This is a genomic window from Flavobacterium rivuli WB 3.3-2 = DSM 21788, assembly GCF_000378485.1.
Lineage (GTDB): Bacteria > Bacteroidota > Bacteroidia > Flavobacteriales > Flavobacteriaceae > Flavobacterium > Flavobacterium rivuli.
This window is the reverse complement of record NZ_KB899979.1, coordinates 42,078-67,556: the sequence shown is the minus strand read 5'-3', so window position 1 is coordinate 67,556 and position 25,479 is coordinate 42,078. Positions and strand designations below refer to the sequence as shown.

The 25,479-nt window shown below is 39.3% G+C and carries 25 protein-coding genes; 15 read left to right on the top strand and 10 right to left on the bottom strand.

Features of this window, described 5'->3' with window-relative positions:
- Positions 1–1,086 (top strand): OmpA family protein (locus F565_RS0119845; RefSeq protein ID WP_020215000.1); only part of this gene is annotated, 1,086 nt, incomplete at its 5' end.
- Positions 1,087–1,741: 655 nt separating this feature from the next.
- On the opposite strand, the gene F565_RS0119840 is transcribed toward F565_RS0119845, so the two are convergent.
- The 5 genes from F565_RS0119840 to F565_RS0119820 form a co-directional block, all read right to left on the bottom strand.
- Positions 1,742–3,874 carry a M12 family metallo-peptidase gene (locus F565_RS0119840; RefSeq protein WP_020214999.1) on the bottom strand — a complete coding sequence of 711 codons (2,133 nt, stop codon included), beginning with the start codon at positions 3,872–3,874 and terminating at the stop codon, positions 1,742–1,744.
- A 186-nt stretch (positions 3,875–4,060) separates the two neighbouring features.
- Positions 4,061–4,720, bottom strand: a complete 660-nt coding sequence (locus tag F565_RS0119835; RefSeq protein WP_020214997.1) for an aspartate kinase 2 — start codon at positions 4,718–4,720, stop codon at positions 4,061–4,063.
- Positions 4,721–4,798: 78 nt separating this feature from the next.
- Positions 4,799–5,158, bottom strand: coding sequence for a YraN family protein (locus F565_RS0119830; RefSeq protein WP_020214996.1), 360 nt, complete (start codon positions 5,156–5,158; stop codon positions 4,799–4,801).
- A 104-nt stretch (positions 5,159–5,262) separates the two neighbouring features.
- Complete coding sequence (locus F565_RS0119825; protein WP_026300197.1) at positions 5,263–6,159, bottom strand: S66 peptidase family protein; 897 nt, start codon at positions 6,157–6,159, stop codon at positions 5,263–5,265.
- An 85-nt stretch (positions 6,160–6,244) separates the two neighbouring features.
- Positions 6,245–6,892: a hypothetical protein gene (locus tag F565_RS0119820; protein WP_020214994.1), complete on the bottom strand. Its 648-nt coding sequence runs from the start codon at positions 6,890–6,892 to the stop codon at positions 6,245–6,247.
- A gap of 315 nt (positions 6,893–7,207) precedes the next feature.
- Between F565_RS0119820 and F565_RS0119815 the strand changes: the two genes are divergently transcribed.
- The 7 genes from F565_RS0119815 to F565_RS0119785 all read left to right on the top strand — a co-directional run bounded on the left by F565_RS0119815 (position 7,208) and on the right by F565_RS0119785 (position 16,994).
- Positions 7,208–8,833 (top strand): Ig-like domain-containing protein, encoded by a 1,626-nt coding sequence (locus tag F565_RS0119815; RefSeq protein ID WP_020214993.1) that lies wholly within the window; start codon positions 7,208–7,210, stop codon positions 8,831–8,833.
- Between the two features lie 152 nt (positions 8,834–8,985).
- On the top strand, positions 8,986–11,121 hold the full coding sequence (gene metG / locus F565_RS0119810) for a methionine--tRNA ligase (protein WP_020214992.1): 2,136 nt from the start codon (positions 8,986–8,988) through the stop codon (positions 11,119–11,121).
- A 160-nt stretch (positions 11,122–11,281) separates the two neighbouring features.
- Positions 11,282–11,824, top strand: a complete 543-nt coding sequence (locus F565_RS22545) for a type II toxin-antitoxin system antitoxin SocA domain-containing protein (protein ID WP_020214991.1) — start codon at positions 11,282–11,284, stop codon at positions 11,822–11,824.
- Positions 11,825–11,837: 13 nt separating this feature from the next.
- Positions 11,838–13,913 (top strand): TrbL/VirB6 family protein, encoded by a 2,076-nt coding sequence (locus F565_RS0119800; RefSeq protein WP_020214990.1) that lies wholly within the window; start codon positions 11,838–11,840, stop codon positions 13,911–13,913.
- A 59-nt stretch (positions 13,914–13,972) separates the two neighbouring features.
- Entirely contained in the window at positions 13,973–15,391 is a 1,419-nt protein-coding gene (locus F565_RS0119795; protein ID WP_020214989.1) for a hypothetical protein, read from the top strand.
- 56 nt (positions 15,392–15,447) lie between these two features.
- Positions 15,448–16,083, top strand: coding sequence for a chloramphenicol acetyltransferase (locus F565_RS0119790; RefSeq protein ID WP_020214988.1), 636 nt, complete (start codon positions 15,448–15,450; stop codon positions 16,081–16,083).
- Positions 16,084–16,094: 11 nt separating this feature from the next.
- Positions 16,095–16,994 carry a histone deacetylase family protein gene (locus F565_RS0119785; RefSeq protein ID WP_020214987.1) on the top strand — a complete coding sequence of 300 codons (900 nt, stop codon included), beginning with the start codon at positions 16,095–16,097 and terminating at the stop codon, positions 16,992–16,994.
- Between the two features lie 90 nt (positions 16,995–17,084).
- Here the strand turns inward: F565_RS0119785 and F565_RS0119780 are convergent, their stop codons facing one another.
- From F565_RS0119780 to F565_RS0119765, 4 genes are all read right to left on the bottom strand, one after another.
- A complete protein-coding gene (locus F565_RS0119780) occupies positions 17,085–17,558 on the bottom strand; it encodes a methylated-DNA--[protein]-cysteine S-methyltransferase (RefSeq protein ID WP_020214986.1) in 474 nt (157 codons plus the stop codon).
- A gap of 39 nt (positions 17,559–17,597) precedes the next feature.
- Positions 17,598–17,798 carry a helix-turn-helix transcriptional regulator gene (locus F565_RS0119775; protein ID WP_020214985.1) on the bottom strand — a complete coding sequence of 67 codons (201 nt, stop codon included), beginning with the start codon at positions 17,796–17,798 and terminating at the stop codon, positions 17,598–17,600.
- Positions 17,788–18,270: a hypothetical protein gene (locus F565_RS22055; protein ID WP_020214984.1), complete on the bottom strand. Its 483-nt coding sequence runs from the start codon at positions 18,268–18,270 to the stop codon at positions 17,788–17,790. The genes F565_RS0119775 and F565_RS22055 overlap by 11 nt, the downstream gene beginning before the upstream one ends.
- Positions 18,271–18,435: 165 nt before the next feature.
- Entirely contained in the window at positions 18,436–18,945 is a 510-nt protein-coding gene (locus F565_RS0119765; RefSeq protein WP_020214983.1) for a DUF1573 domain-containing protein, read from the bottom strand.
- Positions 18,946–19,147: 202 nt separating this feature from the next.
- On the opposite strand from F565_RS0119765, the gene F565_RS0119760 reads away from it, so the two are divergent.
- On the top strand, positions 19,148–20,422 hold the full coding sequence (locus F565_RS0119760) for a sensor histidine kinase (RefSeq protein WP_026300196.1): 1,275 nt from the start codon (positions 19,148–19,150) through the stop codon (positions 20,420–20,422).
- On the top strand, positions 20,419–21,099 hold the full coding sequence (locus tag F565_RS0119755) for a response regulator transcription factor (RefSeq protein WP_020214981.1): 681 nt from the start codon (positions 20,419–20,421) through the stop codon (positions 21,097–21,099). The genes F565_RS0119760 and F565_RS0119755 overlap by 4 nt, the downstream gene beginning before the upstream one ends.
- Before the next feature lie 255 nt (positions 21,100–21,354).
- Here F565_RS0119755 and F565_RS0119750 read toward each other — a convergent pair whose 3' ends face one another.
- On the bottom strand, positions 21,355–22,407 hold the full coding sequence (locus tag F565_RS0119750; protein WP_020214980.1) for a ferredoxin--NADP reductase: 1,053 nt from the start codon (positions 22,405–22,407) through the stop codon (positions 21,355–21,357).
- A 123-nt stretch (positions 22,408–22,530) separates the two neighbouring features.
- On the opposite strand from F565_RS0119750, the gene F565_RS0119740 reads away from it, so the two are divergent.
- Genes F565_RS0119740 through F565_RS0119720 form a run of 5 tightly spaced genes read left to right on the top strand, consistent with a single transcriptional unit; the run spans position 22,531 to position 25,401 of the window.
- Positions 22,531–22,878 (top strand): PadR family transcriptional regulator, encoded by a 348-nt coding sequence (locus F565_RS0119740; protein WP_020214978.1) that lies wholly within the window; start codon positions 22,531–22,533, stop codon positions 22,876–22,878.
- Positions 22,879–22,881: 3 nt separating this feature from the next.
- Positions 22,882–23,505, top strand: coding sequence for a hypothetical protein (locus F565_RS0119735; protein ID WP_020214977.1), 624 nt, complete (start codon positions 22,882–22,884; stop codon positions 23,503–23,505).
- Positions 23,498–24,106 (top strand): hypothetical protein, encoded by a 609-nt coding sequence (locus tag F565_RS0119730; protein ID WP_020214976.1) that lies wholly within the window; start codon positions 23,498–23,500, stop codon positions 24,104–24,106. Before F565_RS0119735 ends, F565_RS0119730 begins: the two co-directional genes overlap by 8 nt.
- The gene (locus F565_RS0119725; RefSeq protein ID WP_020214975.1) at positions 24,099–24,716 is read left to right on the top strand and encodes a hypothetical protein; all 618 of its coding nucleotides are present in this window, start codon (positions 24,099–24,101) and stop codon (positions 24,714–24,716) included. The genes F565_RS0119730 and F565_RS0119725 overlap by 8 nt, the downstream gene beginning before the upstream one ends.
- A complete protein-coding gene (locus F565_RS0119720; protein ID WP_020214974.1) occupies positions 24,709–25,401 on the top strand; it encodes a hypothetical protein in 693 nt (230 codons plus the stop codon). The genes F565_RS0119725 and F565_RS0119720 overlap by 8 nt, the downstream gene beginning before the upstream one ends.
- Positions 25,402–25,479 lie beyond the last annotated feature (78 nt).

Here is a 25,479-nt window from a genome sequence, read left to right as displayed (position 1 = left end):
GGCAAATGGGCCAATGTAACCGCACTGCCTTTTAACGACAAAAAATGGTCTACCGGTAACCCGGCGATAAGCAAGGACGGCAAGACATTATACTTTGCCTCCGACAGGGAAGGCACCCTTGGGAGCAGCGACATCTGGAAAGTAGAAGTAAAAGAAGGCAACACCTACGGTGAGCCGGTAAACCTTGGGCCAAAAGTAAACACTGAGGCAAGGGACAACTTCCCGTACATAACCGATGGTAACAAACTGTTCTTCTCTTCAGACGGGCGTAAAGGTTTTGGGGGCTTAGACGTATTCATGATCGACCTTGGCAAAGGTACCGATGCCATAAACATAGGCGCGCCGATAAACACCGGTAAAGACGACTTTGCCTTCAGCTTTAACGACAGCAAAAAAATAGGCTTCTTCTCCAGTAACCGTGACGGAATTGACAAACTGTACAGCGCCACGCCACTATGTGCGGTAGAAGCACTGGTATTTGTAAAAGACGCCGTAACCGGCAAAGCCATAGCAGCAGCCAAAGTAGCCATACTGGATGACAAAGGCAATGTGATAGAGACTAAAACAGCCGGTAAAGACGGCAAGACCGACTATACGGTAGACTGCGACAGGGGCTACACGATACAGGCAAGTGCAGACGGTTATGAGAACGGCACGTTCCCGGTAACCAAATCAGCCGGAGGCGTAGTAAACGTAGACGCACCGCTAAACCCGATAAAATCGATTGTTAAAGAAAACGAAGTGGTACTTAACCCTATCTTCTTTGAATTTGACAAGAGCAACATTACTAAAGAAGCAGCCTTTGAGCTTGACAAGTTAGTAGAGGCAATGAAAACACAGCCGGAGCTTGTAATCATGGCCAAGTCACATACTGACAGCCGCGGTAGTGACCAGTACAACATGAGCCTGTCTAACCGCAGGGCAAAAAGTACGGTACAGTACATTATCTCAAAAGGTATAGCCAAGAACAGGATAAGCGGACAGGGATATGGCGAGAGCGAGCCTAAGGTAGCCTGCGGCGACAACTGCACAGAAGAGCAGCACGCACAGAACCGTAGGAGTGAATTCCTTATCGTGAAGAAATAAGCTTCAAGAGACAATAAGCAATTTGCAATAAGCAATAAGCAACAGGCAATTAAGCGAAAGCTTAAACAAACCAAATACAATGATGAACGGCTCCAAATTGGGGCCGTTTTTTTATGGGTTTTTTTAACCAGGATCACACATTTATTAGGTTGTTGTAAGATTTTCATTGTGCGTTTAACACACCCCTCCATATAGCTATCGGGGCTCTCAAGATGGGGAGCCAGCTACACTCCTGCCGCAAAACGGATGAGTGCATTACAAAATTGCGGTATCCGGTAGACGCATTAAATGCGTCTAAAAAAGGTTAGTTTAAAAAATCACTCTACTGTTTTAAACACATCCCTCCCGATAGCTATCGGGACTCTCAAGAGGGGAGCAAGCTACACTCTTGCTGAAAATCTTTAATATCCATAAGGTTTTCCGGTAGAGACGCATTGCGTCTCTACGAGTGAACAGGCAGCTTTGCGTGAGGGACAGAGCGTAAAGCCCGCAGCGTGGCTGAGGCACGAAGCCATGTGAGGACTTGCAGCGATAGCCCGACGCGGAACGCAGTGGAGCGGCACGCCCAAAAAAACTCAGGTTAAGTAATACCTCAGCTACAGAAAAAAAAAGGCAGAGCGTGATGCCCTGCCTTTAAATACTATAATAAATCCAATTACTGTTTTACTATCCTGAAATGGGATTCTTTACTGCCATTAGTAACTTTAAAGAAGTAAACCCCGTTTGCAAATTGTGATATATCGGCATCGGCAGTAGTGGTGTTGATCGTTTTATTAAACAGTAATTGCCCTGCTACGTTATATACCGTTATACCCGTTATACCTTCGGGCGATGTTATGGTTACGGTGCCGCTCGTGGGGTTAGGGAAATACTGCAGGTTTGTAAACACGTTTTCTTTAAGGCTAAGTGCGCAGGATACTGTGGCATTCCACCCCGCACCGTTTTCGAAAGGATCTGAAATAAACTCGAAAGTAAGCGAACCACCCTGTGCCGTACTTGTAAAAGGCCCGGGATTTTCTGTACCACTATAAGCACCAAGTAATGGCGCATCGGTATCGGGACCATCATATACATACAGGAAGTCAAAATCCTGTTCGGTCTCAAAGCTATTAAAAGTAACCGTTAAGCTTTGGGTAGCATTTTCGGGTTTTATAGTGCGTATTAAGTGTTGGTTATTGGGGTAATTACCGTTAGCATTTGTATCCCTGAAAATTGCACCACTGCACCAGTTTGCTGCCGTTGCAAAAATAAATTGCTGCGTTTCTGCCTCCCTGTCGTCTGTACATATTGGCCTGATGCCAAATTTATAATAGGTATTTGCTGTAAGCCCACTCACTGTAAAACTATTTACAGCTACCTCCTGCCAGTTGTTAATTGTTCCGTTTACAGAAGTATACCCCACCTGCCAGGGCCCGGCATTCTGGTCTGTCCAGGTTATGGTAGCCGAAGTTAAGGTGCTGTTTGCCACTGCAAATTTAGTAACGGTATTAAAACAGGTATTTATACAATCTGTACTAAGGCATGATGAAGATTCTACATGGTTAATAATGCGCGCTGCGGGCTGTGGGCCAAAACCGTTCGCAAAATTTATACCCACACCATCTACAAGATGGCAATAGCTCATTATGGTTCCCTGATTTTGTGGTATAGGCCCTGTTTCGCATTCGCCCTCTACATAACCGGCAATGGTACCGCAACCGTCTATGGCAGTACCATTACCGTTCCAGTAGCATCCATGTGTGTGCGGCGATCCAAAAAGGTGGCCCAGCTCATGGGTTATAACCTCTACAGTCCATGAAAATAAAGGTACATCCTGATAATCAAAAAACACATCGCCAAAACTTACATTTTCTTCAGAACATAAACCGCCAATATTTATGGCAACACCGCCAAGGCCTCCGCCATTAGTGGTAAGCAACTGGCCTGCATCGCCATCAAAAACAGGGCGCAGGGTATAAAATTCTTCCAGATAATCTGCGGACGATTCTCCAAAGTAAGGGTCTTGTTCTGTCCAGATGTAAACTGATTTTAAGGCAACGGTAATACCGTCGTTATCATACAGTGTCTGCACATTATTAAAAATCGATGCCATCCAGTTTGTAGTAAGGTCGGTATCAAAATCGTTGGCCGCATAAATATCGTTAGCCAGCTCAAAATAAGTGGTAACACAATGCTCTGTAAATGTTTCGCGCCTGTTGTTATTTTGTGCAGGTAAAACACCACCATCTGTAACGGCGCACGTAAACGGATTGTTTATACTAAGCCTGGCATCGCTGTAAACAATGTAGTTATCAAGGTTTCCTGTGGTTTGCATCCTGCCCACTACAAGGTTATTAATGCCTGCGGCAGATATTATACCATTCATCTCCTTATTATAAAAGTTGAAGGATACTAACGAGTTAGCATCGCCCTTTACAATACCGCGGTAATGTGCACCATCTGTCCACGTTATATTAGCCTGCTTATCAGTGTCGGCATGAAAGCCTTTGGCTAAAACCTCTACGCGGTAAAGCTGAATTTCGATGGTACTGCCATTGTATGGTATTGCCAGCTCTACAAACGGGTATTTGTTTGTTGCTATACTTTGCAGCACCCGCTTGTTTACGGTAGCAAATGTTGCATTACTTGCCACAGTTATAGTCTGAGGCGTTGCAACAACCGTAAGTGGAGCAAACTTTGTAAAGCTTGTTTTAGCCAGGGTAAGCTGCTGTACCTTAGCAGCAATTTTGTGCTGCCCGTAAAAAGTTATAGCACTAAAGAGCGCTATAATAAGCGTAATTTTTTTCATCTTAAAAGTAGTGCAAAGCATTATTAAGTAACAATGCCTAATTTAATTAAGTATTTGATAAGCAACTATGTGGTGTTAAATTGTTTTATTTACGCACTTACTACGCTGTTGGTTTTTCTTTTAAAAAAATTATGGCGCCGAAAGCGCCATAACAAGATAATTTCTTTAAATGGTTTTAACTATTAATTACAGGCTCTTCAGGTCTTTAATTACCTTAAATGCCAGGTCTACTTCCTGCTCGCTTACCAGTATGGTAAACTCAAAAGATGTAGAGATAACCTCTATAATAATAATGCCCTCCCATGCGAGCCTCTGGAAAATGTAGTAGTACACACCGGGTGTAGATACGTTTTCTTTAGGAAGCTTTACTGTAATAGATGCCAGGTTGTCGTTACGCTCTATTTGCTTCTCGTCTGCAAAAAGGCGGTCTACCACCGGGCTCATAGATGCACTTACCACAATGTTTGTTTCGTTAACGCCGCGCGATGATGTGTAAAACACCTCCGGATTTGCGTTTACGCTCGTTATTAGCTCTGCCTGTTTGTTCAGGATGGTGTCAGATACTGCAAACGTGTAATCTGTAAGCGATGAGCGAACCGTAATTTCGCCAATGCCTTTAAGTACTTTAACTATCTTGTGGTTAACCCTAAAATCAAGATCTTCGCTAAGCCTTTTTAAAGACATTACCACAGCGCCCTGCTTTACATCTTTGCCAAGTTCCTGCTCAAGTTCAGGCATCATGTTGCGGGCCAGCGATGTTAGGTTAATAATTCCCTGAGAAAGCGCACTGAGTAAAAATGGCTTTGTCTTAATGTAGTGCTCTACTACACTCGAAATTGTTTTCATAGCTAAATAGTTGTGTTTGTTGTTGTTGTTGTGGGCACAAATATATAAAATAAAACAATTTGTTAAATCTCTAACATTCTAAAAATAATAAAATGCGTCTTCCAGATGCTCAATTTCATAGTTTTTACCGTTCTTAAAAACGGCAATAATGTCAAACCGCGCTTCGCTGTCAAGGTCATTAGTTATAATATATTCGTTTACCGCTTTTACTAACAACCCAATTTTTTTAGGCTTTACAAAATCCTGCGGCAAACCAAAATCGACCGACGAACGCGTTTTAACCTCAACAACAGCAAGTACATTACCTTTTTGGGCAATAATATCTATCTCTGCTTTTTGGAAAACCCAATTAGTTTCTAAAATTTTATATCCTGCTTTTTCGAGGAAATCTATTGCCAGTTCCTCACCCAGTTTTCCTAATTCGTTATGTTCTGCCATAATAACATCTTACTGTATAAAAACCCTAAAATTATTATTGTATTGTGCAAAGTAATTTAATGTGTAGCTTTTTAACCAGGAACCGTTTAAAACGGAAAGAGGTATTATTCATAAACAATTTTTGTTCCGGTTGCTGTAACATCAAGGGTTATTTGTTTGCCCATTATTAAGGTACGGTTGTCCTTAATATGCCCTGCCGGGAAGTTAAAGCAAATGGGAATGTTATATTCTTTTGTAATATCCTGAATTATCTGCAACGCATCATGCCCCCACGGAATATCATTATCGCGCATTTTACTCATGGCCCCTATAATTATACCCTTTACGTTTTTAAAATAATCGTTGCGCTCCAGGTTCATCATCATACGGTCTATATGGTACAGGTATTCGTCCAGGTCTTCTATAAAAATAATTTTGCCCTTATAATCAGCCTCTGATTTGCTGCCCATAATGCTGTACAGTACAGAGAGATTACCCCCCACGAGCTCGCCCGTTGCCTTACCTATTTTATTATAAGCATGTGGCGGAATGGTGTAACTAAGCTTTTCGCCAAAGAGCGCCTTTCGGAAACTCTCTATTGCCTCCGGGCTCGCACTTTTTGCGCTTATGCCCACAAGGGCGTGCATGGTGGCAATATCCATAGTATTTATGTGGCTGTGCAGCACCGTGGCATCACTAAAGCCTATAAACCATTTGGGTTTCTTTTTAAATTTTGTAAAGTTAATGCGGTCTACAATGCGCACGGTACCGTAACCGCCCTTGCCGCACCATATTGCTTTAATTTTTGGGTTATCCAGCATTTCCTGCAAGTCGGTGGCGCGCTGCCAGTCGGCGCCGGCAAGCTGGTTGTTGTCCAGCCCTATGGTTTTGCCTATAACCACGTTAAGCCCCCAGCTTTTAAGCAGGGCAATGGCGGGTTGTAGTGGTGCAAGGTCTACCTTACGGGCAGTGGCGAGTATACCCACGGTATCGCCTTTAGTAAGGTAGGGCGGGATTTTCATGGCAGTTTGGGAATAACCTATGCTGCCGATTGACATCAGGAAAATGAAAATTATTTTGTTGAAAAACATTACAATAAATTTGCTGTTAGTAGTATTTATGGTAACCAAATCCAAAGGTTACACCTATACCCACAAAGGTAGTCTTAGAAACGTTACCCAAAACCTTAAATCCGAAACTATTACCAAAAGCTGTAGGTTTGCCGATAGGGATTATACCATAAATATGGTACGGAACCCTGCGGCGCTTAAACCATTTTATAGAAGCCTCAAAAGGCAAGCCAAAGGCATTTTCCCGTACATAAAAAGCATTATCTTCATTAACAACAAAGTGTTTTCTGCTTACAAAGGCAACTCCGGCAGAAAAGCTAAATGCACGATTCTCTGCAATGTAACGCCGGCCATAGAGTAATGCATATTCATCTACAGATTCTTGCAGCCTTACTAAAGGAAATGGAAGTACAGGCGATAACAACCTCGTTCTATAGCTTGATAACTGACCCACACGTGCAGTAAATAAGTGTTTTTTATATTGATAATTCAGCGTTCCCGCGGCACTAAAACCGTGAGAACTGCCACCGGCACCTCCAAAATATACATCGGCAAAAAGGATTGGGTTTGTTTTTACTGGGGCAATACTATCGGTAGGTAAGGAGTCTGTTAAATTTTCCTGACCGTTAATAGTGCCAAAAGCAGCAAGCAGTGTAAAGGCTAATGTAAAGTATAGTTTACTCATATTTTGTTGTTAGTATTACTGCCTGTTTATATTCAGAGAGTTACACAAACTTAATGAAATCTTTAAAGCGAAATGTAAAATAAGATACCCTGATATTGAACTCGTCTTGACTTTTTTCAATTGGCTGCAAAATGATCTTTTCACTTCACATTTTACCTGTTTTATTATTCCGTAGCACTGCTATGCAATGCAAAAAAGCAAAAATCTGAAACAAAAATCTCTATTTTTCGCTTCAATCGAAAAGTCAAGACGAGTTCATTAACAGATACTTTAAAACATAATCGTTATATTTAGCAAAACATTATTATAATAACTATGAAACACTTTTACAATCTTTTTTTACTTACACTGTGTTTATCTGCTTTTACAGTAAATACTACTAATGCACAATGCAGCGGGTTTCCGGCGGCATCTACCACAGTGGCAGCAAATACATCGGTATGCCTTACAGAAAACGTGGTACTATCGTTAGGCACTACCTACAGCGATTCGTTTACGTACCAGTGGCAATCATCTTTTAACGGTGGCCAGTGGGGCGACCTAAGTGGCGAAACCAGCGCTACACTTGATATGCTTAATGTGGGCACCAGATATTACCGCTGTAAGGTAACCTGCACTAATTCAGGCATGCCTTCTTATAGCAGCTCTGTACTTGTTACAGCCACAGGCCTTGCCTGCGAAGGGCAAACGTTATGCGAAACTGCACCGGCAACAACTAATATACTGGTTACCGGTACAGATGTTTGCGGAGGCAGTAATGTAACATTTACCTTAGATACCGAATATACCAACAACGAAACGTTTCAGTGGCAATATGCCGGCTTTAACGGGTTCTTTATTACTATTCCGGGAGCTACATCGGCATCATACACTACAACCGTAACAGATACTTTTGATTACAGGGTAGTAATTACATGTGAAGCCGGGAATCTTTCTACCACAACAGAATCTATAGAAATAGAGGTTAACAACACGCCGCCGGCACTGGCAGATCCGGCACCGATATTCTGCAATGCATCTGCCGTAGGCGACCTTATTGATGCACTTGCCCCAACAGGTACCGATGTGTTATATTATGATGTTGCCACCGGCGGAGAACCTTTAGCCCTTACTACTGCTCTAAACACAGGGACGTCTTACTATGCATCTCAGGTTGTTAACGGATGCAGGAGTGTAACCCGCACGCAAATTGTGGTTATACTCAGCGAAATTATACTTGATGAGCAGGAGGATGTTACAACATGCGACACGTATGAGCTTCCTGCCTTAAACAGGGGTAATTACTATACTGCCACAGGCGGCCCCGATGGCGAAGGTAGCATAATACAACCGGGCACTTTAATTACTACTACCCAGGGCGTTTATGTATATGCAGAAACCAGCGGACGCGGAAACTGTACTGCCGAAGTTAGCTTTACTGTAAATGTAAACCCTATTGCTGCACCTGCAGGAGCAACCGAACAAACAATTTTTGCAACAGATGCAGATCCTGCATTTGTAACGGATATTGAAGTAACCGGCACTGATGTATTTTGGTACTTAACGCCCGAGGCTGCACTTGCAGGAGTTGTAGCGCCAGTACGCTTAGATACGCCATTAGTAAGCGGAACAACCTATTATGCCATACAAATTGTTACGGGCTGCAGAAGCGCCGAAGTTTTACCGGTAACAGTTACTTTAGAAACATTGGGCATTGATAACCCTGAAGCAAAATTATTTTCTTATTATCCTAACCCTGTAAACGATGTTCTTACGGTATCGCATCCGGCGGGTATTGCATCTGTAAGTGTTTATAGCCTGTTAGGCCAGCAGCTAACTTCTAAAAAAGCTGATGCTGTAAACGCTACTGTAGATATGTCGGCATTAACAGCAGGCACTTATATTGTAAATATAACGGCGGCAAACAACACTGTTAAAACGTTGCGAGTGGTTAAAAAATAAAAACATTAAATTTTTACTATACTATCCCGGCTGCAATTGCAACCGGGATTTTTTGTTTCAGGACCTAAAATATTTGTAACAATACGCCTAAAACATGAGCAATATAGTTTGCCCAATATTTCGTATTTTTGCATATTAAACCATAAGAAGAAATGTTACACGACCCGAAACGTTATACTGTTACTGCTGCATTGCCCTACACTAACGGGCCCATACATATAGGCCACCTTGCCGGTGTTTATGTTCCTGCCGATATTTACTCCCGTTTCCTGAGGCTTCAGGGGCGCGATGTGGCATTCATCTGCGGAAGCGATGAGCACGGTGTAGCCATATCTATGAAGGCTAAAAAGGAAGGCATTACACCACAGCAGGTTATCGATAAATATCACCACATCATTAAAACAAGTTTTGAAGATTTTGGTATATCGTTCGATAATTACTCACGCACATCGGCTAAGGTACACCATGATACCGCATCGGAGTTTTTCAGGAAACTGTATGATGCCGGCGATTTTATTGAAGAGGTTACAGAGCAACTCTATGATGCCGAGGCAGAGCAGTTCCTGGCCGACCGTTTCGTTATTGGCACCTGCCCTAAATGTGGCCATGCAGAAGCTTATGGCGACCAGTGTGAAAACTGCGGGTCATCGCTTAACGCTACCGACCTTATTAACCCAAAAAGTACCATTACCGGTACTACACCTATATTAAAATCTACCCGCCACTGGTTTTTACCCTTAGACAGGTATGATGCCTTTTTGCGCGAATGGATACTGGAAGGCCATAAAAGCGACTGGAAACCTAACGTTTTTGGCCAGGTAAAATCATGGCTTGACGACGGGCTTAAACCCCGTGCCGTAACCCGCGACCTGGACTGGGGTATCCCTGTTCCTGTAGAGGGTGCCGAAGGTAAAGTGCTGTACGTTTGGTTTGATGCGCCCATTGGCTACATATCGTCTACTAAAGAGTGGGCCGCACGCGAAGGTAAAGACTGGGAGCCGTACTGGAAAAATGAGGACACCAAACTGGTACATTTTATAGGTAAAGACAATATTGTTTTTCATTGCATTATATTTCCTGCCATGCTTAAGGCAGAGGGCACTTACATTTTGCCAGATAATGTTCCGGCAAACGAGTTCCTTAACCTTGAGGGCAACAAACTTAGCACCTCTAAAAACTGGGCGGTATGGCTGCATGAATATTTACAGGATTTCCCTAACCAGCAGGATGTATTGCGTTATGCCTTAACCAGCAACGCACCCGAGACTAAAGACAACGATTTTACCTGGAAAGATTTTCAGGCACGTAATAACAATGAGTTAGTTAACATTTTTGGTAACTTTATTAACCGCGTTGTAGTACTTACCAATAAGTATTATGAAGGGCGCGTACCTCAGCCTAACGAGTTTACAGATATAGACGAAGCTACGCTGACCGAACTTCGTGCCTACCCAGCCGTGATTGCAAGCAGTATAGAGCGTTACCGCTTTAGGGAAGCATTAGTCGAACTTATGAACCTAGCACGCCTTGGTAATAAATACCTCGCCGACGAAGAGCCATGGAAAGTTATTAAGACCGACGAAGAGCGTGTTAAAACCCAAATGTATGTGGCGTTGCAAATTGCTGCGGCTCTATCTGTTTTAAGTGAGCCGTTCCTGCCCTTTACAGCTGCTAAGCTTAAAAACATTTTAAAGCTTGATGCAGTGCCCGAATCGGTTTCTGTATTTGGTATTGTAGATGAAACGCTTAGTGCTAATGATGCAAGGTTTAACAACCACGTTACTTCGTGGAACGATGTTGCCCTTAAGCAAGAACTTATTGCGCCAAACCACCACATAGGCCAGGCAGAATTACTGTTCGCTAAAATAGAAGATGAAGAAATACAGAAACAGGTAGACCGTTTAGAAGCTACAAAAACTGCTAACAAAGCAGAGAATAAAACTGCCGAACCGCAAAAAGACCTTATTACGTTTGAAGATTTCGGTAAATTGGACATCCGTACAGGAACCATTCTTGAAGCAGAGAAAACGCCCAAGAGCAAAAAGCTATTAACGCTTAAGGTAGATACCGGTATAGATGTGCGCACCATAGTAAGCGGCATAGCAGAGAGCTTTACCCCCGAAGAGATAATAGGCAGGCGTGTTACGGTGTTAGTAAACCTTGCGCCTAAAGAAATAGCAAAAGTGGAAAGTCAGGGTATGATACTCATGACCCAAAATGCCGCCGGCAAACTGGTATTTATTAACCCTGATGCAGATGGCGTGGGCAATGGGGAAGGGATTAGCTAAGGTAACTTGGGCATTTAAGTGATTAAGATGCTTTTTTAATTGAATTTTCTACGAATTACTAAAATAACTGTAAAATAACGGCGTTGATGTATTATTGTGCTTAAAAAATAGTATTTTTACTATAGTAGTTGTATTTTTGCACCCTCCTAAAACATTCAAAATGAACAAGCCTATTAAAATAGAAGCCTTTGAATATCTGCTTTTTATGCTTGTGGAATGGCATAAGAGTGAAAATAATGGTATACAAAATAACGATATAAGTATACTTAAAGCATTGAAATTATTGTTTTTTGTTTCGGCCGTTGGTACGACACGTAAATCGGAAAGCACTTTACTTGATGACGTGTTTGATAATTTCGTAGCAATGCCTTATGGACACGTAGAAAGTGATATTTATTCAGCGATAAAGGATAATTTGCTTGTCTCGTCCAAAGTAGATAATTCCAAGACTCTGATTATTGATGGTTATTGTATAATGCAAATTGATCTGAACTTAAAACTAAGGATTGATACTTCCGTTAATTGTTTAAAAAAAATTAATCCAAAATTAATTAACATGAATGCATTTGATTTAGTAGAATTAAGTCATGCTTGGTATTCATGGAAATATTATTTTGCAAAAGCTAAAGAGAAGTTTACTCTAAGAGAATTTATACCTTCTGAGATAATTAAAGCTGAGGAAAAAATTTACTTTTTAAATTAATTTTCCATCATACATGGAGAAGTTAATATCAAGAATTCCTGCTTTAATTGATGCTTTTGAGACTAGTTCTATTGATGTTAATGATATTTTTTATGAAATATCGGAGGTAAGATCTTCTTCTGATTCTTGGCTACAGGATACAATAGAATTAGAAGAAGAATCTTTACCTATAAATAATGACGAATCCTTAATTGAAAATTCAACTGATGAAGCCATTGTTACATCTGGTTCAGAAGCACCAATAATCAACTCAATTGCAGAAAATAATAATTCTCATTACGAAGAAAGACTTCTTCTAAAGAAAGATATTTTTTTTCAACAATCAGACGACTATATAAAAGATATCTATAAGCTTTTAAATTATTCTCTTTTAATTGGGGAGTATATCTATAATGTTAACATTAAGACAGAGTTAGAGGGTATTGAAGATCGTTTATCTACAACTTTAAACCTAACTAACTCATTTCATTTAGAATTACAAACTAAAATATCAGAATTTATTAGTGCAGTTAAGATAGGATGTTCGAGCTATAAAATTTTTATAAAAAGAATAGAAAATGAATATTCCTTAGATAAAGTTGAATATCTTTTTTCTTCCGATCAGCAAATAAGACGTGAGTTCAATAAATCTACATTATCTAAGTACTCAGAAAATCTTTGGCGTTATTTAGTAAATAATATTGATCTATCATTTTACGATCATTTTTTTTCAAGTGAAAATAGACAATTTGAAGGATTATATACAATTGAAAAAGTAATAGAAGAATTAGATATTTTAGAATTTGTAAAAGTTACCAAAGTTATAAAATTTAAGATAAGCTATTTAGAACACAAGTGGAAGGCTCGAAAACAGCAAGAAAATCCTTCTGCAATACATTATTCAATTGATGGAAACACTAATACATTAGAAGAGTATCAGTCAGATAATAGTAAACTAATTGATTGGTCAAAATTGATCGATTCACACTACGAATTATTTAATAACTGGAAACATGAAACACAAAAAAGAATTAAAGCCATAAAAAATTCTGAGTTGTCAACATTAAACACGATTCAAATTCATCAGTTAATTAAATATAACAAAGATGTACATAGAAATTATCAAAAATTAAAAGAAATATCGTCACATCTCCTAAAAAAACAGAGTGATGTTAACACAAATTTTTATGATAAATACGCATTAAATATTATTTCAAATTACGCATTAAATAACGCATTTTCCTCATATATTGAAAAAACGGATAATATTTATGATATTAAAGAAGAATATAATAAAACGAAAAGATTACTTAAGGGTGAAATAAATAACTTTTTTTTAGATTATAAATATTTAAACGTATTAATTAATATCCTGTCCAAAAAAAGCGAAGAAGTAACAAATCTCCAATTTTTGGATGAGTATGAAAAATTAATCACTGATGAATGTGGTAATAAATTAGACGAATACTTTTTAAGTAAAGAATGGTCAAAAACAAACAATAATTATATCTTTTTATTACCTTTTAGTGAGTGCCAAGTCCCTATAGATTCTTTTAATATAGATGAATTACCAAATATTTTTATAGCATCTTCATTTATTCTACCCGCAGTAAATAATCAAATTGATAAACAGTATATTGAAATAAAACAAAAATTCAAAAGTTTATCTTTTCAGATTGATTCAATTAAAAGAATTAGAAAAGATTTAGAAGACATTAAAGATCTTAAAAGCGAAATAGAGAAAAGAGATTTTAAATCGATTGAGATAATTAGCATATTTACGGCAATTATAACATTTGTCCTATCTTCAATTCCAGCATTTAAATTTGTAGAATCGGTATGGCAATCTCTATTATTTATGCTTTCACTTGCATCTGCTTTAGGAATTTTTATTATTTTGATATTATTTTCAACGAGAGGTTTTAAAAATAATTGGATAGGTATTATTTATGTTTTTGTTCTCTTTATTATCGCTATAGTTGGTTATAATTCTCTTTCAGAATTTGAGAAAAAAGAGGTCAAATTAGGAGATAATATATCTAAATCAGTAGATTCAATTTCATTAAAAAAGGTGGATTCAATATTAAAAAGTAAAAAAGCTAAGCCATAAAACATGCTTAAAAACAAACTGGCTCAAAAATTGTTACCTTAAATAAAAATTTGCCAGCCATGACCATCAAAAAAATACTCACCACATTACTTATAACCTGCTGCCTGCAAAACGCCTTTAGCCAGGTTGTTTTATCTGCACATAATATTGATTTAAAAAAATCGAGGGACTACCACGAAATCCTTACTGCACCGGAGGCTAAAAATCATGGCGTGGTTGTTTTTGCATCAGATAAAAATACGGTTACTGCCCTGCAGTACACCCGGGTGCTGTACTATAAAGACAGCATTGCTACAGAACGGCCCGATGCCGACGAGTACGATTTTATGGCCGGTTACAGCTATAACGAAAACGGGCAGCCATCGGCTTACTGGGCAAGTTCTGACTATAAAAAAATACAGGAGCTGCATTTTGATTTTGAAACCAAAACCGTTACCGATTATAATTTTGCGCTGCCTTTTACAAATGAGCAAATACTGAGCACCTTTAGCGAAAACAACTATTTTTACATTATAACGCTGCCTAAACTGGGCTCTAAGTTAAAATTATATGCTTTTTACGAGGGCCGCTACCTGCTCAGGCTGTTAGATTTTTCTGCGTTTACGTTTAAGGATGCCGATAACCACCCTACCACTTTAAGCAAACTTTTGGGAGACTATTCGGTTCAGAAAGTTGAAAATGCTTACACTCCCCTGCCCCCTGCTGCTGCAAAGGTAAAATTATACGTTTCTGAGAAAGCCATACAGTTTACATTCGACCAGAACCCTGCCTATACCCAGATTTTTACTGTTAATACAAGCAACTATAGCGTAACAGAAAAAGTAATTCCGCAATTAATTATAAAGGAGGGCAAGTCTAATTCGTTTTTGCACAACCAGAAGTTATACCAGGTTACCCTAAATGATGAAGAACTTAACTTATCGGCAACTAATATATTAAACGGCGAAGTGATAAAAACATACGAGGCCGGTAAAGAAGATACCATTACCTTTAAAAATTCGCCATTGCTGGAGCAAACCGGCGACAGGCGCGGCAACGAGTTTAAGAACACTAAAAAGTTTCTTCGCAAGGCAGCTATGGGCGATGCAGCCGTATCGGTTTACCAAACCCCAAATGATATTATGGTGGTAACAGGCTCTATTCGTAACATCATGCCGGCGGGCGACCTTATTTTAGGCGCCATGATGAGCGGGGCTACAATTGCATCGGGCGTTGGCAGCGGAGACATGTCGGGCATGTTTCCGGGCAATAACCAGAATGTTTATTTTGAAAGTTTGTTTGATGATAGCTTTAACCACAAGCCATTGCCCCAGCAAAGGCTTGCCGCCGATTATATAGGCCAGTATATTGCAGGCCATGAAAAAGCTGTTAGCATGCAAACTGTTTTTAAATACGATTATTATTATGTGCTTGGCTTTTATGATGCTAAAGCTAAAAAGTATGTAATGGTAAAATTTCAGGACGATTTTGTGGAGTAATTAACGGTATCCTGCTCTATAGGTTTTACCTTTGCAATATACTTATTACATACAAAATGCCTGTTACATTAAACCTTGATACCTGGCCACGCAAAGAACATTTTAAATTTTTTAGCAGTTTCAATGAGCCTTTCTTTGGCGTTGTTACCACTATAAATTGTACAAAAGCATACACTGCCGCTAAACAAAAAGGTATCCCTTTCTTTTTATACTACCTGCACAAAACCTTAACTGCCGTTAATAGTATTGAGGCTTTTAAATACCGCATTGCTAATGGCGAAGTGCTTATTCACGATACTATAAACGTGTCATCTACAGTAATGCGCAACGATACTACTTTTGGCTTTTCTTTTATGCCTTACCACAAAAATATAGAAACGTTTGTTGCCGGTGCGCAAACAGAAATTGAGCGCGTGCGCAATACTCCGGGTCTGTTTACCAGAACGTTTGATGAGGATAATTTAATCCACTTTTCTGCATTACCCTGGGTAAACTTTACCTCGTTATCTCATGCACGCAATTTTACGTTTCCTGATAGCTGTCCTAAAGTATCTGTTGGCAAAATGATGGTTGATGATGCTGGCAACCGTACTATGCCGGTATCGGTACACGTACATCATGGCCTGATGGACGGTTATCACGTGGGGCTATTTTTTGAAGTGTTGCAAAAGGCAATGGATGACGGGATATAAAACACTGTTATATGCTCCCTATAGCTTTTCATCCCATATATAAACACCCGCTGCCGGAAGGGCACCGTTTCCCAATGCTCAAGTACGAGCTATTGCCACAGCAATTACTGTATGAAGGCACGGCCGCAGAGGCGGACTTTCATGCCCCCGGCATGCCGGATATGCAGCATGTACTGGCAATACACGATAAAAGTTATGTGGACGATTTGCTCAACCTTACGCTCGACCCACGGGCAGTGCGAAAGATTGGTTTCCCTCTTTCTACCGAATTGGTAGAACGCGAACTTCGCATTGCACAGGGTACTATTTTGGGATGCCACCAGTCATTGCAAACGGGTATCGCCTTTAATATTGCCGGAGGTACGCACCATGCTTACAGTACCCACGGCGAAGCTTTTTGCCTCCTTAACGACCAGGCTATTGCCGCACAATACCTGCTTGATAATAAACTTGCCAAAAAGATTTTAATTGTAGATCTTGATGTGCACCAGGGTAATGGCACTGCCGAAATATTTACTAACAACAATGCTGTGTTTACTTTCTCGATGCACGGTAAAACCAATTACCCATTTAAAAAAGAAGTATCAGACCTTGATATTGCGTTACCGGATAACACGGGTAATGCCGAATATCTTGCTATCTTAAGAGAAACTTTACCCAAACTTATAGACTCTCACAAGCCCGATTTTATTTTTTACCTGAGCGGTGTAGATATTTTAGCCACAGATAAACTGGGAAAGCTGGGCTGCACCATAGATGGCTGCAAACAGCGTGACGAAATTGTATTATCTGTTTGCCATAAGCTGGGCATACCCGTACAGTGCAGTATGGGTGGCGGCTATAGCCCCGATATTAAGGTTATTATAGAAGCACATGCTAATACTTACAGGGTTGCAAGGGATATTTATTAGCTCAAAAAAAGATAATTGCATATCTATTTCCGGTAAAATACCAAATACACAAACATTGAAAACTGCATCGCAAACTGTAATGGGTATCTATTAAAACAAACTGCCCTGTGCCGGGGGGCATTCATGTTCCAGTAGCCATTTTTTGCGCCACAAACCGCCGGCATAGCCGGTAAGGGAGCCGTCGCTGCCTATAACCCGATGGCAGGGAACTACTATCCATAATGGGTTTTTACCATTGGCAGATGCCACAGCACGAATAGCCTTTACATCGCCTAATTGTAATGATAATGCCTGATAGGAAGTTGTTGTGCCAAACGGAATTTTAAGGAGCGCCTCCCAAACTTTTTCCTGGAAATCAGTACCTGCAGGGTTTATTTTAAAATCAAAATCATTACGGCCTCCGGCAAAATATTCCTGCAACTGCGTTACCGCTGTTTCAAGCTCATGAGGAATAGTATCAGAAACCGGCACAGCATCATCTAAAATAGATATTTTACTAATACCAAAGGCATCGCCCTTAATAAGGGCAATGCCAAGTGGAGTTTTAATGTATGCCTGGTTCATGCTGTTTATGTCTTGCCGTAAAGATACGCATCGCAAAAATCAATCGGTAGCCTCAAGTTCAAAAATATCGTTCACGCTTTTATCAAACAGTTTTGCCAGTTTAAGGGCAAGCACAGTAGATGGCACATACTTACCGGCTTCGAGCGCGTTAATGGTTTGCCTGCTTACCTGTATTCGTTCTGCAAGGTCCTGTTGGGTTAAATTGTGTATGGCACGTTGTACTTTTATGTTATTCTTCATCTTGCTGGGTAGTATAAAAACGATACATTTTATAACGAAAAAGTATTATAAATATAATTAGCTGTGAGAACATGGCTCCCATTAAAACATTTAAAAACGGCAGCCCGTAAACAAATAAGTAGCAAAACAGCAGTATGCCATAATTTGCAATGGTTGCCCAGGCAAGGCTGTGAAGGCGGATAGATTGTACCATTTCGTCTTCATGCTTTTCTTTGGCAAAGGCAAATACAACTCCGCTAACAATTACAATTGTAGCAAGTACCTCATCTACAATAGAATTTTCTACCCAGTCAAATATATCATTATTGCCTAAAAAACCGTCGTTGCCTATAATGGCAAAAACTTTTGCCTTGTACTCAAAATTACCAAACTGGTCGAATGCGTAAAAGCTAACAAACAGTATAAACGACAACACAAACAAAATACCGCTTATTGTTTTAAACCAGTGTGCAAATAAATAACTCGTTTTCATGATTGATGATTTTATTTTAAGCTAATGTAAAACAAAATACTCAATAAGTAAAACAAACTTTACATTTTGTAAAGATATTTTTCCAACTAATTTTATTTATAATTATTAAACAAAAAAGCCACCGGTTTCCCGATGGCTTTTACTAACCTTAAATGTAGAGGGTTATTATTGTTGTGTAGGACCGTTAGCAGGAGCAACTACAGCAGCACCAGGGTTTACTTTACCTTTTATAGTAAGTACTTTGTTTTGCTCTGTATCGTTAGCTGTAACAGTAATAGTTTTTGTAAACGCGCCTTCGTTAGCAGCATTGTAAGTAGCAGTTACATTACCGCTTTCTCCCGGTTTAATAGGAGTTTTTGTCCATGTAGGAGTAGTACAGCCACATGAAGCTTTTACATTTGTAAGAAGGATAGTTTGTTTAGATGTATTTTTAAAAGTAAATTCGTGAGTTACCGGTTTACCTTTTTCAATATCGCCAAAGCTGTAAACTTCTTCTTTAAAGGTAAGTCCTGTAGGTTTTTGATCTACCGGTGTAGCGGCAGCCGGGGCTACAGCAGCTTTTACAGGAACGCTTGATGTTTTTACATCTTTTTTAGCAACCTGTTGTGCATTTGCAGAGAAAGAAAGGAATAAAGCTCCTGCTACTGCGAATAAAGAAAGTTTAAGAGTTTTCATAATTACTTAAATACTATTAGTTAATAAATGTTTTTTAAAAATTGATATTACAAATATATTTACTTATAGCCACAAAGTTGTTAACCTGTTTTAAACTCTTGTTAACGACATGTTAACGGGTTGTGGCTGTGCTTATTTTATAGTAATATCGGTATCGCAATTTACGTTATCGTGTACATATAAGCAAATTACATTCCAAAAATTGAAATTCAATAAATTAAATATCATTGTTTTAATAGGGCTGCTCGCTATTGTGGGCGTTATTGCCATGCAGCTGGCCACCCTAAACCAGGCGTATACCTTTGAAAAAAAGGAACTTGGCGAAAAAATACATTTTGCCCTGCAGGATGTGGTTACAAAAATTTACAGGGATAATAAAAGCGAACAGCCGGCTACAAGCCCTATAAAAAAAATATCTGAAGATTATTATGTGGTGAATGTTGATGACGTTTTTGAGGCAGATATCCTCGAAATATACCTCAAGAACGAATTTCAGAAGGTAAAGCTCGACATGGATTATGAGTATGCCATGTATAACTGCGGCAGCGACGAAATGGTTTATGGCGAATACATAACCATGAACAGTAGCGATAAAGAGAAACATACCTGCAAGAACTGTTTTACAAAACGACCGGGGCTGGTATATTATTTTGCCGTTAGGTTCCCGCAGTTGCGCCATAGTTATATAACATCGTTACAGCAGTACTGGGTATATACCGGCGTACTACTTTTAGTATTGGTTATATACGTCTATTCTGTGCTGCTGCTTTTGCGCCAAAAAAAGTATACAGAGCTGCAAAAAGATTTTATTAACAACATGACGCACGAGTTTAAAACACCACTATCGTCTATACTCATAGCATCTAACTATGCCATTAAGCAGGAGGCTATAGAAACTAACCCTAAACTTAGTAAGTACCTTAAAATAATTATAGAGCAAAGCAACAAGCTTAATCAGCATATAGAGCGCATATTATCTGTAGCCAAAACAGAAGGCAGCATTGTATCGCTCGAAAAAAAGGCTTTTAACATTACCGAAACGCTGGAGCTGGTTAAAGACAATGCCATGCTTAAGTTTGAAAATGCACAGGTAAATGTAACGTCTTTAGGCGATAGCCGCCCAGTAAAGGCAGATGAGTTTCACTTTTATAATATTGCTTATAATATTGTAGAGAACGCGATTAAATACGGTACGGCAACACCTAAAATTGATATTACTGTTACACCCGAAGGTAAAGGGCTGCAACTTCAATTTAAGGATGATGGTCCCGGTATTGCAGCAGAGCACATCGATTTTGTGTTTGACCGTTTTTATCGCATACCGCGCGAAAATAAAAAAGAGGTAGAAGGTTTTGGCATAGGGCTTTTTTATGTAAAAAAGATTTGTGAACTTCACGGTTGGAAAATATCCATAAAAAATAATTCGGGAACCGGGATAACCATTACCATACATATACCTAAAAGCAGCCTTGAATGAAAAAAAGAATACTATATGTAGAAGACGATAATACCCTGGCATTTCTTACGGCCGATAACCTTGAGCAATATTATGAGGTAGTGCATTTTACAAATGGTAAAGATGCTTTTGATGCTTTTAAAAAGGAGGATTATGACCTGTGCATCCTCGATGTTATGCTGCCGCAAATGGATGGCTTTGAGCTTGCTGCTGCCATAAGGGCCATAAATATAGAAGTGCCCATTATATTTTTATCGGCCAAGACCTTAAAGGAAGACCGTATAAAAGGTCTTAAGCTGGGTGCCGACGATTATCTTGTTAAGCCCTACAGCATAGAAGAACTTATACTTAAAATAGAAGTTTTTTTACAGCGCAGCCAAAAGCAGCCCACCATAAAAAACAATACCTGCACGGTAGGCTCTTTTACGTTTGACCCCGATAACTATGTGGTAATAAAAAATGGCGAAAGCACCCAGCTAACCGAAAGGGAGTCGGCATTGCTGAAGCTTTTTATTGATAACAAGAATACCATACTAAAACGCGAAAAGATACTTACAGAGCTTTGGGGCACCGATGATTACTTTATGGGCCGCAGTATGGATGTGTTTATTTCGCGCCTGCGCAAAATTTTCCGGGAGGATGAGAGCATCCGTATAGAAAATATCCCAAGGATAGGGTTTAAGCTTATAGCGCCTTAGTTTAGTTTGCAGTCGCAGTTTACAGACAGAGGCCTGACATTGCTACATGTAACGTTTTAATAATTAAATCCAATATAAAATACATACGCTTTTCCATTTCGACGAAGGAGAAATCTCAAACGCTTAATTAAGAGATTCCTCAATTTCGCTGCGCTACATTCGGAATGGAATACTCAGCTCTTAAATTTTTACAACAAAAAAAGATGCCCTAAAGCATCTTTTAACTATTCAATTTTAAATCTTTAAATTTAAAGATTATACATCATCAAAATCTACATAGATCTCCGGAGTAGTAGGGTGTGCCTGGCAGGTAAGCACTAAACCTTCGGCAATTTCGCTATCAGTAAGTATGGCGTTTTTACGCATCACTGCCTTACCATTTGTTATACGCGCCATACAGCTGCTGCATATACCACCCTGGCATGAGTATGGGGCATCTACACCCTGTTTAAGGGCAGCATCGAGCACCGTCATTTGCTGAGACATTACAAAGGTAGTCTCCTCATCATCTACGAGAACCGTAATTTTTGTCTGGCCATCCAGGTTCTCCTCAATTTTCTTCTCGGCAATAGGCGTAGAGAACAATTCGAACTTAATGTTCTTTTCAGGAACGTTCTTTTCTTTAAGCACCTCGTTTACGGTAAGTATCATCTCTTCCGGCCCGCACAGGTAAAATTTAGAAAATTCTTTTTCCTTGTGCTTGTTCATAATTACAAAATTCACGGTAGAACGTTCTATACGCCCAAAAAGTGATCCTTCTTCGCGCGCTTTGCTGTACACGAACTGTACAAAAAAGCGGCCTACATATTTAAGTTGCAGCTCGTGCAAAAAGTCATGAAAAATAGTGTCTTCCGGCGATTTGTTACCATAAACAAGTACAAAAGTACTCTCCGGCTCACCCTCTAAAACAGACTGTATAATGGCAAGCACCGGGGTAATACCGCTGCCTGCGGCAAAGGCGGCATAGTTGCGCTGGCGGTCGGGTTTAGGCTCAAAAGTAAAATTACCTTCGGGTGTGCCTACTTCCATACTGTCGCCTACGGCAAGCTTTTCATTGGCAAACTTAGAGAACCCACCATTTTGAACGGCCTTAATGGCAACACGAAGTTCGCCGCTGCCGGGGGCAGAGCATATAGAGTATGCCTTTCGAATTTCTTCTCCTTCAAAAATGGTTTTTATATTAATGTACTGGCCCGCTGTAAAGTTGTACAGGTCGGCCAACAGAGGAGGAACATCAAAAGCAATAGAAACTGCTCCCGGTGTTTCTCTTTTTATATCTTTTATTTTAAGTAAATGAAATGTGGACATTGCTATATATTTCCTGCAAAAATAAGCATTCCTTTTGCGTTAATAAAATCTCTAACACTAAAATAATACTTAAGAGTATTATGCATAAGAAAATTATGTATATTTGCAGTGAACATTTTTTATATGAAAAACTCACAACTTTACAAAGGCAGCCTTAATACAATAATAATGAAACTGCTGGAAGAGAACGGCCGCATGTATGGCTACGAGATTACCCAAAAGGTAAAGCTTATAACCAAAGGCGAGCTTAATATTACCGAAGGTGCCCTTTACCCTGCCCTGCACAAACTGGAGGCTGATGGCCTGCTGGATGTGGAAGTGGAAAAGGTAGACAACCGTATGCGCAAGTACTACAAGCTTACCGAAAGCGGCGAGAAAGAAACCGTGAACCGCCTTAACGAGCTGGAAGAATTTATAAAGAACATGCAGAGTTTAGTGAGCCCATCGCCTAACCCCGATTTACAATTTTAAGCTATGAAACTTACAGAACATCAAATACAGCTTATAGATAAAGCGCTTATAAAAGCGGGTATAAACTATATTGATATCCGTATTGAATTAACCGACCATATCGCTGCCGCACTCGAACAAAAAGATGAGCGTTTTGAGCATCATTTAAAAGGTTATATGTTAGCACATAAAAGAGAACTTAAAAAGCTTAACATAAGGTTTATAATTATTGCTATGGGCAAAGCTTACAAGCAGTTGCTTATTACTTTGCTAAAGCCTTTATTTTTAGTTTTTACAATAGTGGTTTTTACAACAGGATATGTTATAAATACTTTTTTTGGCAAGGCCGAAACTATCCTTACATTATATATGGCATACATTGGCATTTGCTGTTTGGTAACAAGCAAATCTGGTGCGAGCCTGTTTGACGCTACTTTTAACAGAAAGAAGCAATACTCTTACAGCTTTAGCTTTGCTTTTATTTATGTGCTGCTGTTTTATCCTACTATGCAACTGTTTTTTCATGAAGAATATTTTAACGATACAACTTTAATACTTTGTTTTACAGCAGTAATTATGTTTAGCCTGGCAATGTTTATAACTGCTAAGCAATTTAACAAGCAATACAAATTACAATACCATGGCTAAACCACTAACCCCTTTAGAACTGCGGACTATAGATGAATACCTTGAAGAGGCGGGTGTGCGCTACGACGATATTCGCCATGAAATGACCGACCATGTGGCTACTGCCATAGAAAACATGGATGGCACATTTAAGGATAACTTTAGCCGGTACATGCTCTACAATAAAAAAGACTTGCTTGCTTCTAACCGTGCTTTTAAAAAGCTGGCACGTAATAAGGCATTAGGCATACTTAAAAGCACCGTGCTTAAGCCACAGTTATGGGCCGTAGCATTAACCCTGTTTGCTTTAGCAATACTATCTGGCAATTATAGTGATGTAGAAGATAGGGCCACCGACCTTGAAATTACATTACTTATAGTATCATCTGTGCTGTATGTTTATTTCTGGTTCTATAAAATTATCAGCAGGAATAATTACTCGGTAATAAACAGGCTGGTAACTTTTATATATTGCGGGTCGATAGTTTTTAGGGCAGGCAGGCTTATAGATAATACAATGGTTTTACTATTTTACTATTCGTTTAGCATAACATTCTTTTTGTTCCTAATGCAGTCGTTATGGGCACTTAATAAACAATACAAATTACGCTACAATGCATAAAACTGTAAACGCCGAACAAATTGTACTTATAGATGCAGCCTTAAAAATAGGGGTAGCCTATATAGATACACGGTATGAAATGACCGACCATATTGCCACCGCCCTGGAGGAACTATCGGGAGATTTTAATGAAAAGCTGAAAGTTTACATCGTGTTTCATAAAAAAGAACTGAAAAGAACGAACAGGAAGTTTATGTTTATAGCGTTCAAAAAAAGCCTCAATTACTTGTTTAAAAGTAGTCGTAAGCCGTGGTTCTTCTTGCTGTTTGTTTCGGTATTTTTAATCGCTATGCTTTTACACACTTTTCTTGACAGGGGCGATGTAACACTATTATTGTTTTTAAGCTATGTTGTATTAAGCTGTATGGCCTCTATGCCTAATGCATGGAAAGCTATTGTAGATAAAGACCAATTTTCTGCAATTTCCGGTTTTGGTATTTTACCGGCTCCGCTTTTTTACATAACCTTAAGAATGCTTAAATGGCAAAAAGAAATGGCATCAGATGCCTTGGTAATGCTGTGTTTTGCTGCAATAATTTCTTTTTCGGCATTGCTGTTAGTAACGGCAAAGCAACTTAATAAAGAATACAAATTACGCTACAATGCATAAAACTTTAAACGCCGAACAAATAGAACAGCTTTATACTTTTACCCGACAGCATTTTGTAGAATATTACGACTTGCAGACAGAGCTTGTAGACCATCTTGCCAATGCCATAGAAACACTTTGGGAAGTAAAGCCGCAGTTAACATTTGACGATGCCCTGAAAACAGAGTTTAAAAAATTTGGCATATACGGCTTTAGCGATGTGGTAGAAGAACGCCAAAAAGCGCTGGGCAAAAAATATACGAAGCTTATGGCCCGTTACTTTAAAGAGTTTTTTAAACTGCCGCGCATACTACTTACCATAGCCATGTTTGTAATAACCTATAAATTATTCAAATTTTTTCTTCCTGTTTATATACCGCTAATTCTTATATTAGAAGGTTTCAGTTTTTACAGGATAATAAAGCTTAAGAAGATATACAAAGTAAAAACTGACGCCACAGGTAAACGCTGGCTCCTGGAAGAAATGATATACAGGGGCGGATCGGCTATGGCTGTTGCAGGCATGACCATACAATTCATGCAGTTTGCATTGCGCGATCATCTGCAAGAAATCTTTATATTGTTAATGGCACTTGTATTTGTACTCAGCCTTATGCACAGCTATGTAGTGCTGTATGTTATTCCGGCAAAGGCAACAGAACATCTCTCAGCAGCATATCCTGGTTATAAATGGGAAAAACTGTAACATAGTGTAGTACCATCTATTATTATATTTAGTCGATTTTTGACTATTTTAACTTCATGCAAAGACGCTAAGCCGGAT

Bases quoted from the DNA above. Each gene is read 5' to 3' on its own strand.
- F565_RS0119840 (WP_020214999.1), bottom strand. From the start codon at position 3,874: ATGAAAAAAATTACGCTTATTATAGCGCTCTTTAGTGCTATAACTTTT.
- F565_RS0119835 (WP_020214997.1), bottom strand. From the start codon at position 4,720: ATGAAAACAATTTCGAGTGTAGTAGAGCACTACATTAAGACAAAGCCA.
- F565_RS0119830 (WP_020214996.1), bottom strand. From the start codon at position 5,158: ATGGCAGAACATAACGAATTAGGAAAACTGGGTGAGGAACTGGCAATA.
- F565_RS0119825 (WP_026300197.1), bottom strand. From the start codon at position 6,159: ATGAAAATCCCGCCCTACCTTACTAAAGGCGATACCGTGGGTATACTC.
- F565_RS0119820 (WP_020214994.1), bottom strand. From the start codon at position 6,892: ATGAGTAAACTATACTTTACATTAGCCTTTACACTGCTTGCTGCTTTT.
- F565_RS0119815 (WP_020214993.1), top strand. From the start codon at position 7,208: ATGAAACACTTTTACAATCTTTTTTTACTTACACTGTGTTTATCTGCT.
- metG (WP_020214992.1), top strand. From the start codon at position 8,986: ATGTTACACGACCCGAAACGTTATACTGTTACTGCTGCATTGCCCTAC.
- F565_RS22545 (WP_020214991.1), top strand. From the start codon at position 11,282: ATGAACAAGCCTATTAAAATAGAAGCCTTTGAATATCTGCTTTTTATG.
- F565_RS0119800 (WP_020214990.1), top strand. From the start codon at position 11,838: ATGGAGAAGTTAATATCAAGAATTCCTGCTTTAATTGATGCTTTTGAG.
- F565_RS0119795 (WP_020214989.1), top strand. From the start codon at position 13,973: ATGACCATCAAAAAAATACTCACCACATTACTTATAACCTGCTGCCTG.
- F565_RS0119790 (WP_020214988.1), top strand. From the start codon at position 15,448: ATGCCTGTTACATTAAACCTTGATACCTGGCCACGCAAAGAACATTTT.
- F565_RS0119785 (WP_020214987.1), top strand. From the start codon at position 16,095: ATGCTCCCTATAGCTTTTCATCCCATATATAAACACCCGCTGCCGGAA.
- F565_RS0119780 (WP_020214986.1), bottom strand. From the start codon at position 17,558: ATGAACCAGGCATACATTAAAACTCCACTTGGCATTGCCCTTATTAAG.
- F565_RS0119775 (WP_020214985.1), bottom strand. From the start codon at position 17,798: ATGAAGAATAACATAAAAGTACAACGTGCCATACACAATTTAACCCAA.
- F565_RS22055 (WP_020214984.1), bottom strand. From the start codon at position 18,270: ATGAAAACGAGTTATTTATTTGCACACTGGTTTAAAACAATAAGCGGT.
- F565_RS0119765 (WP_020214983.1), bottom strand. From the start codon at position 18,945: ATGAAAACTCTTAAACTTTCTTTATTCGCAGTAGCAGGAGCTTTATTC.
- F565_RS0119755 (WP_020214981.1), top strand. From the start codon at position 20,419: ATGAAAAAAAGAATACTATATGTAGAAGACGATAATACCCTGGCATTT.
- F565_RS0119750 (WP_020214980.1), bottom strand. From the start codon at position 22,407: ATGTCCACATTTCATTTACTTAAAATAAAAGATATAAAAAGAGAAACA.
- F565_RS0119740 (WP_020214978.1), top strand. From the start codon at position 22,531: ATGAAAAACTCACAACTTTACAAAGGCAGCCTTAATACAATAATAATG.
- F565_RS0119735 (WP_020214977.1), top strand. From the start codon at position 22,882: ATGAAACTTACAGAACATCAAATACAGCTTATAGATAAAGCGCTTATA.
- F565_RS0119730 (WP_020214976.1), top strand. From the start codon at position 23,498: ATGGCTAAACCACTAACCCCTTTAGAACTGCGGACTATAGATGAATAC.
- F565_RS0119725 (WP_020214975.1), top strand. From the start codon at position 24,099: ATGCATAAAACTGTAAACGCCGAACAAATTGTACTTATAGATGCAGCC.
- F565_RS0119720 (WP_020214974.1), top strand. From the start codon at position 24,709: ATGCATAAAACTTTAAACGCCGAACAAATAGAACAGCTTTATACTTTT.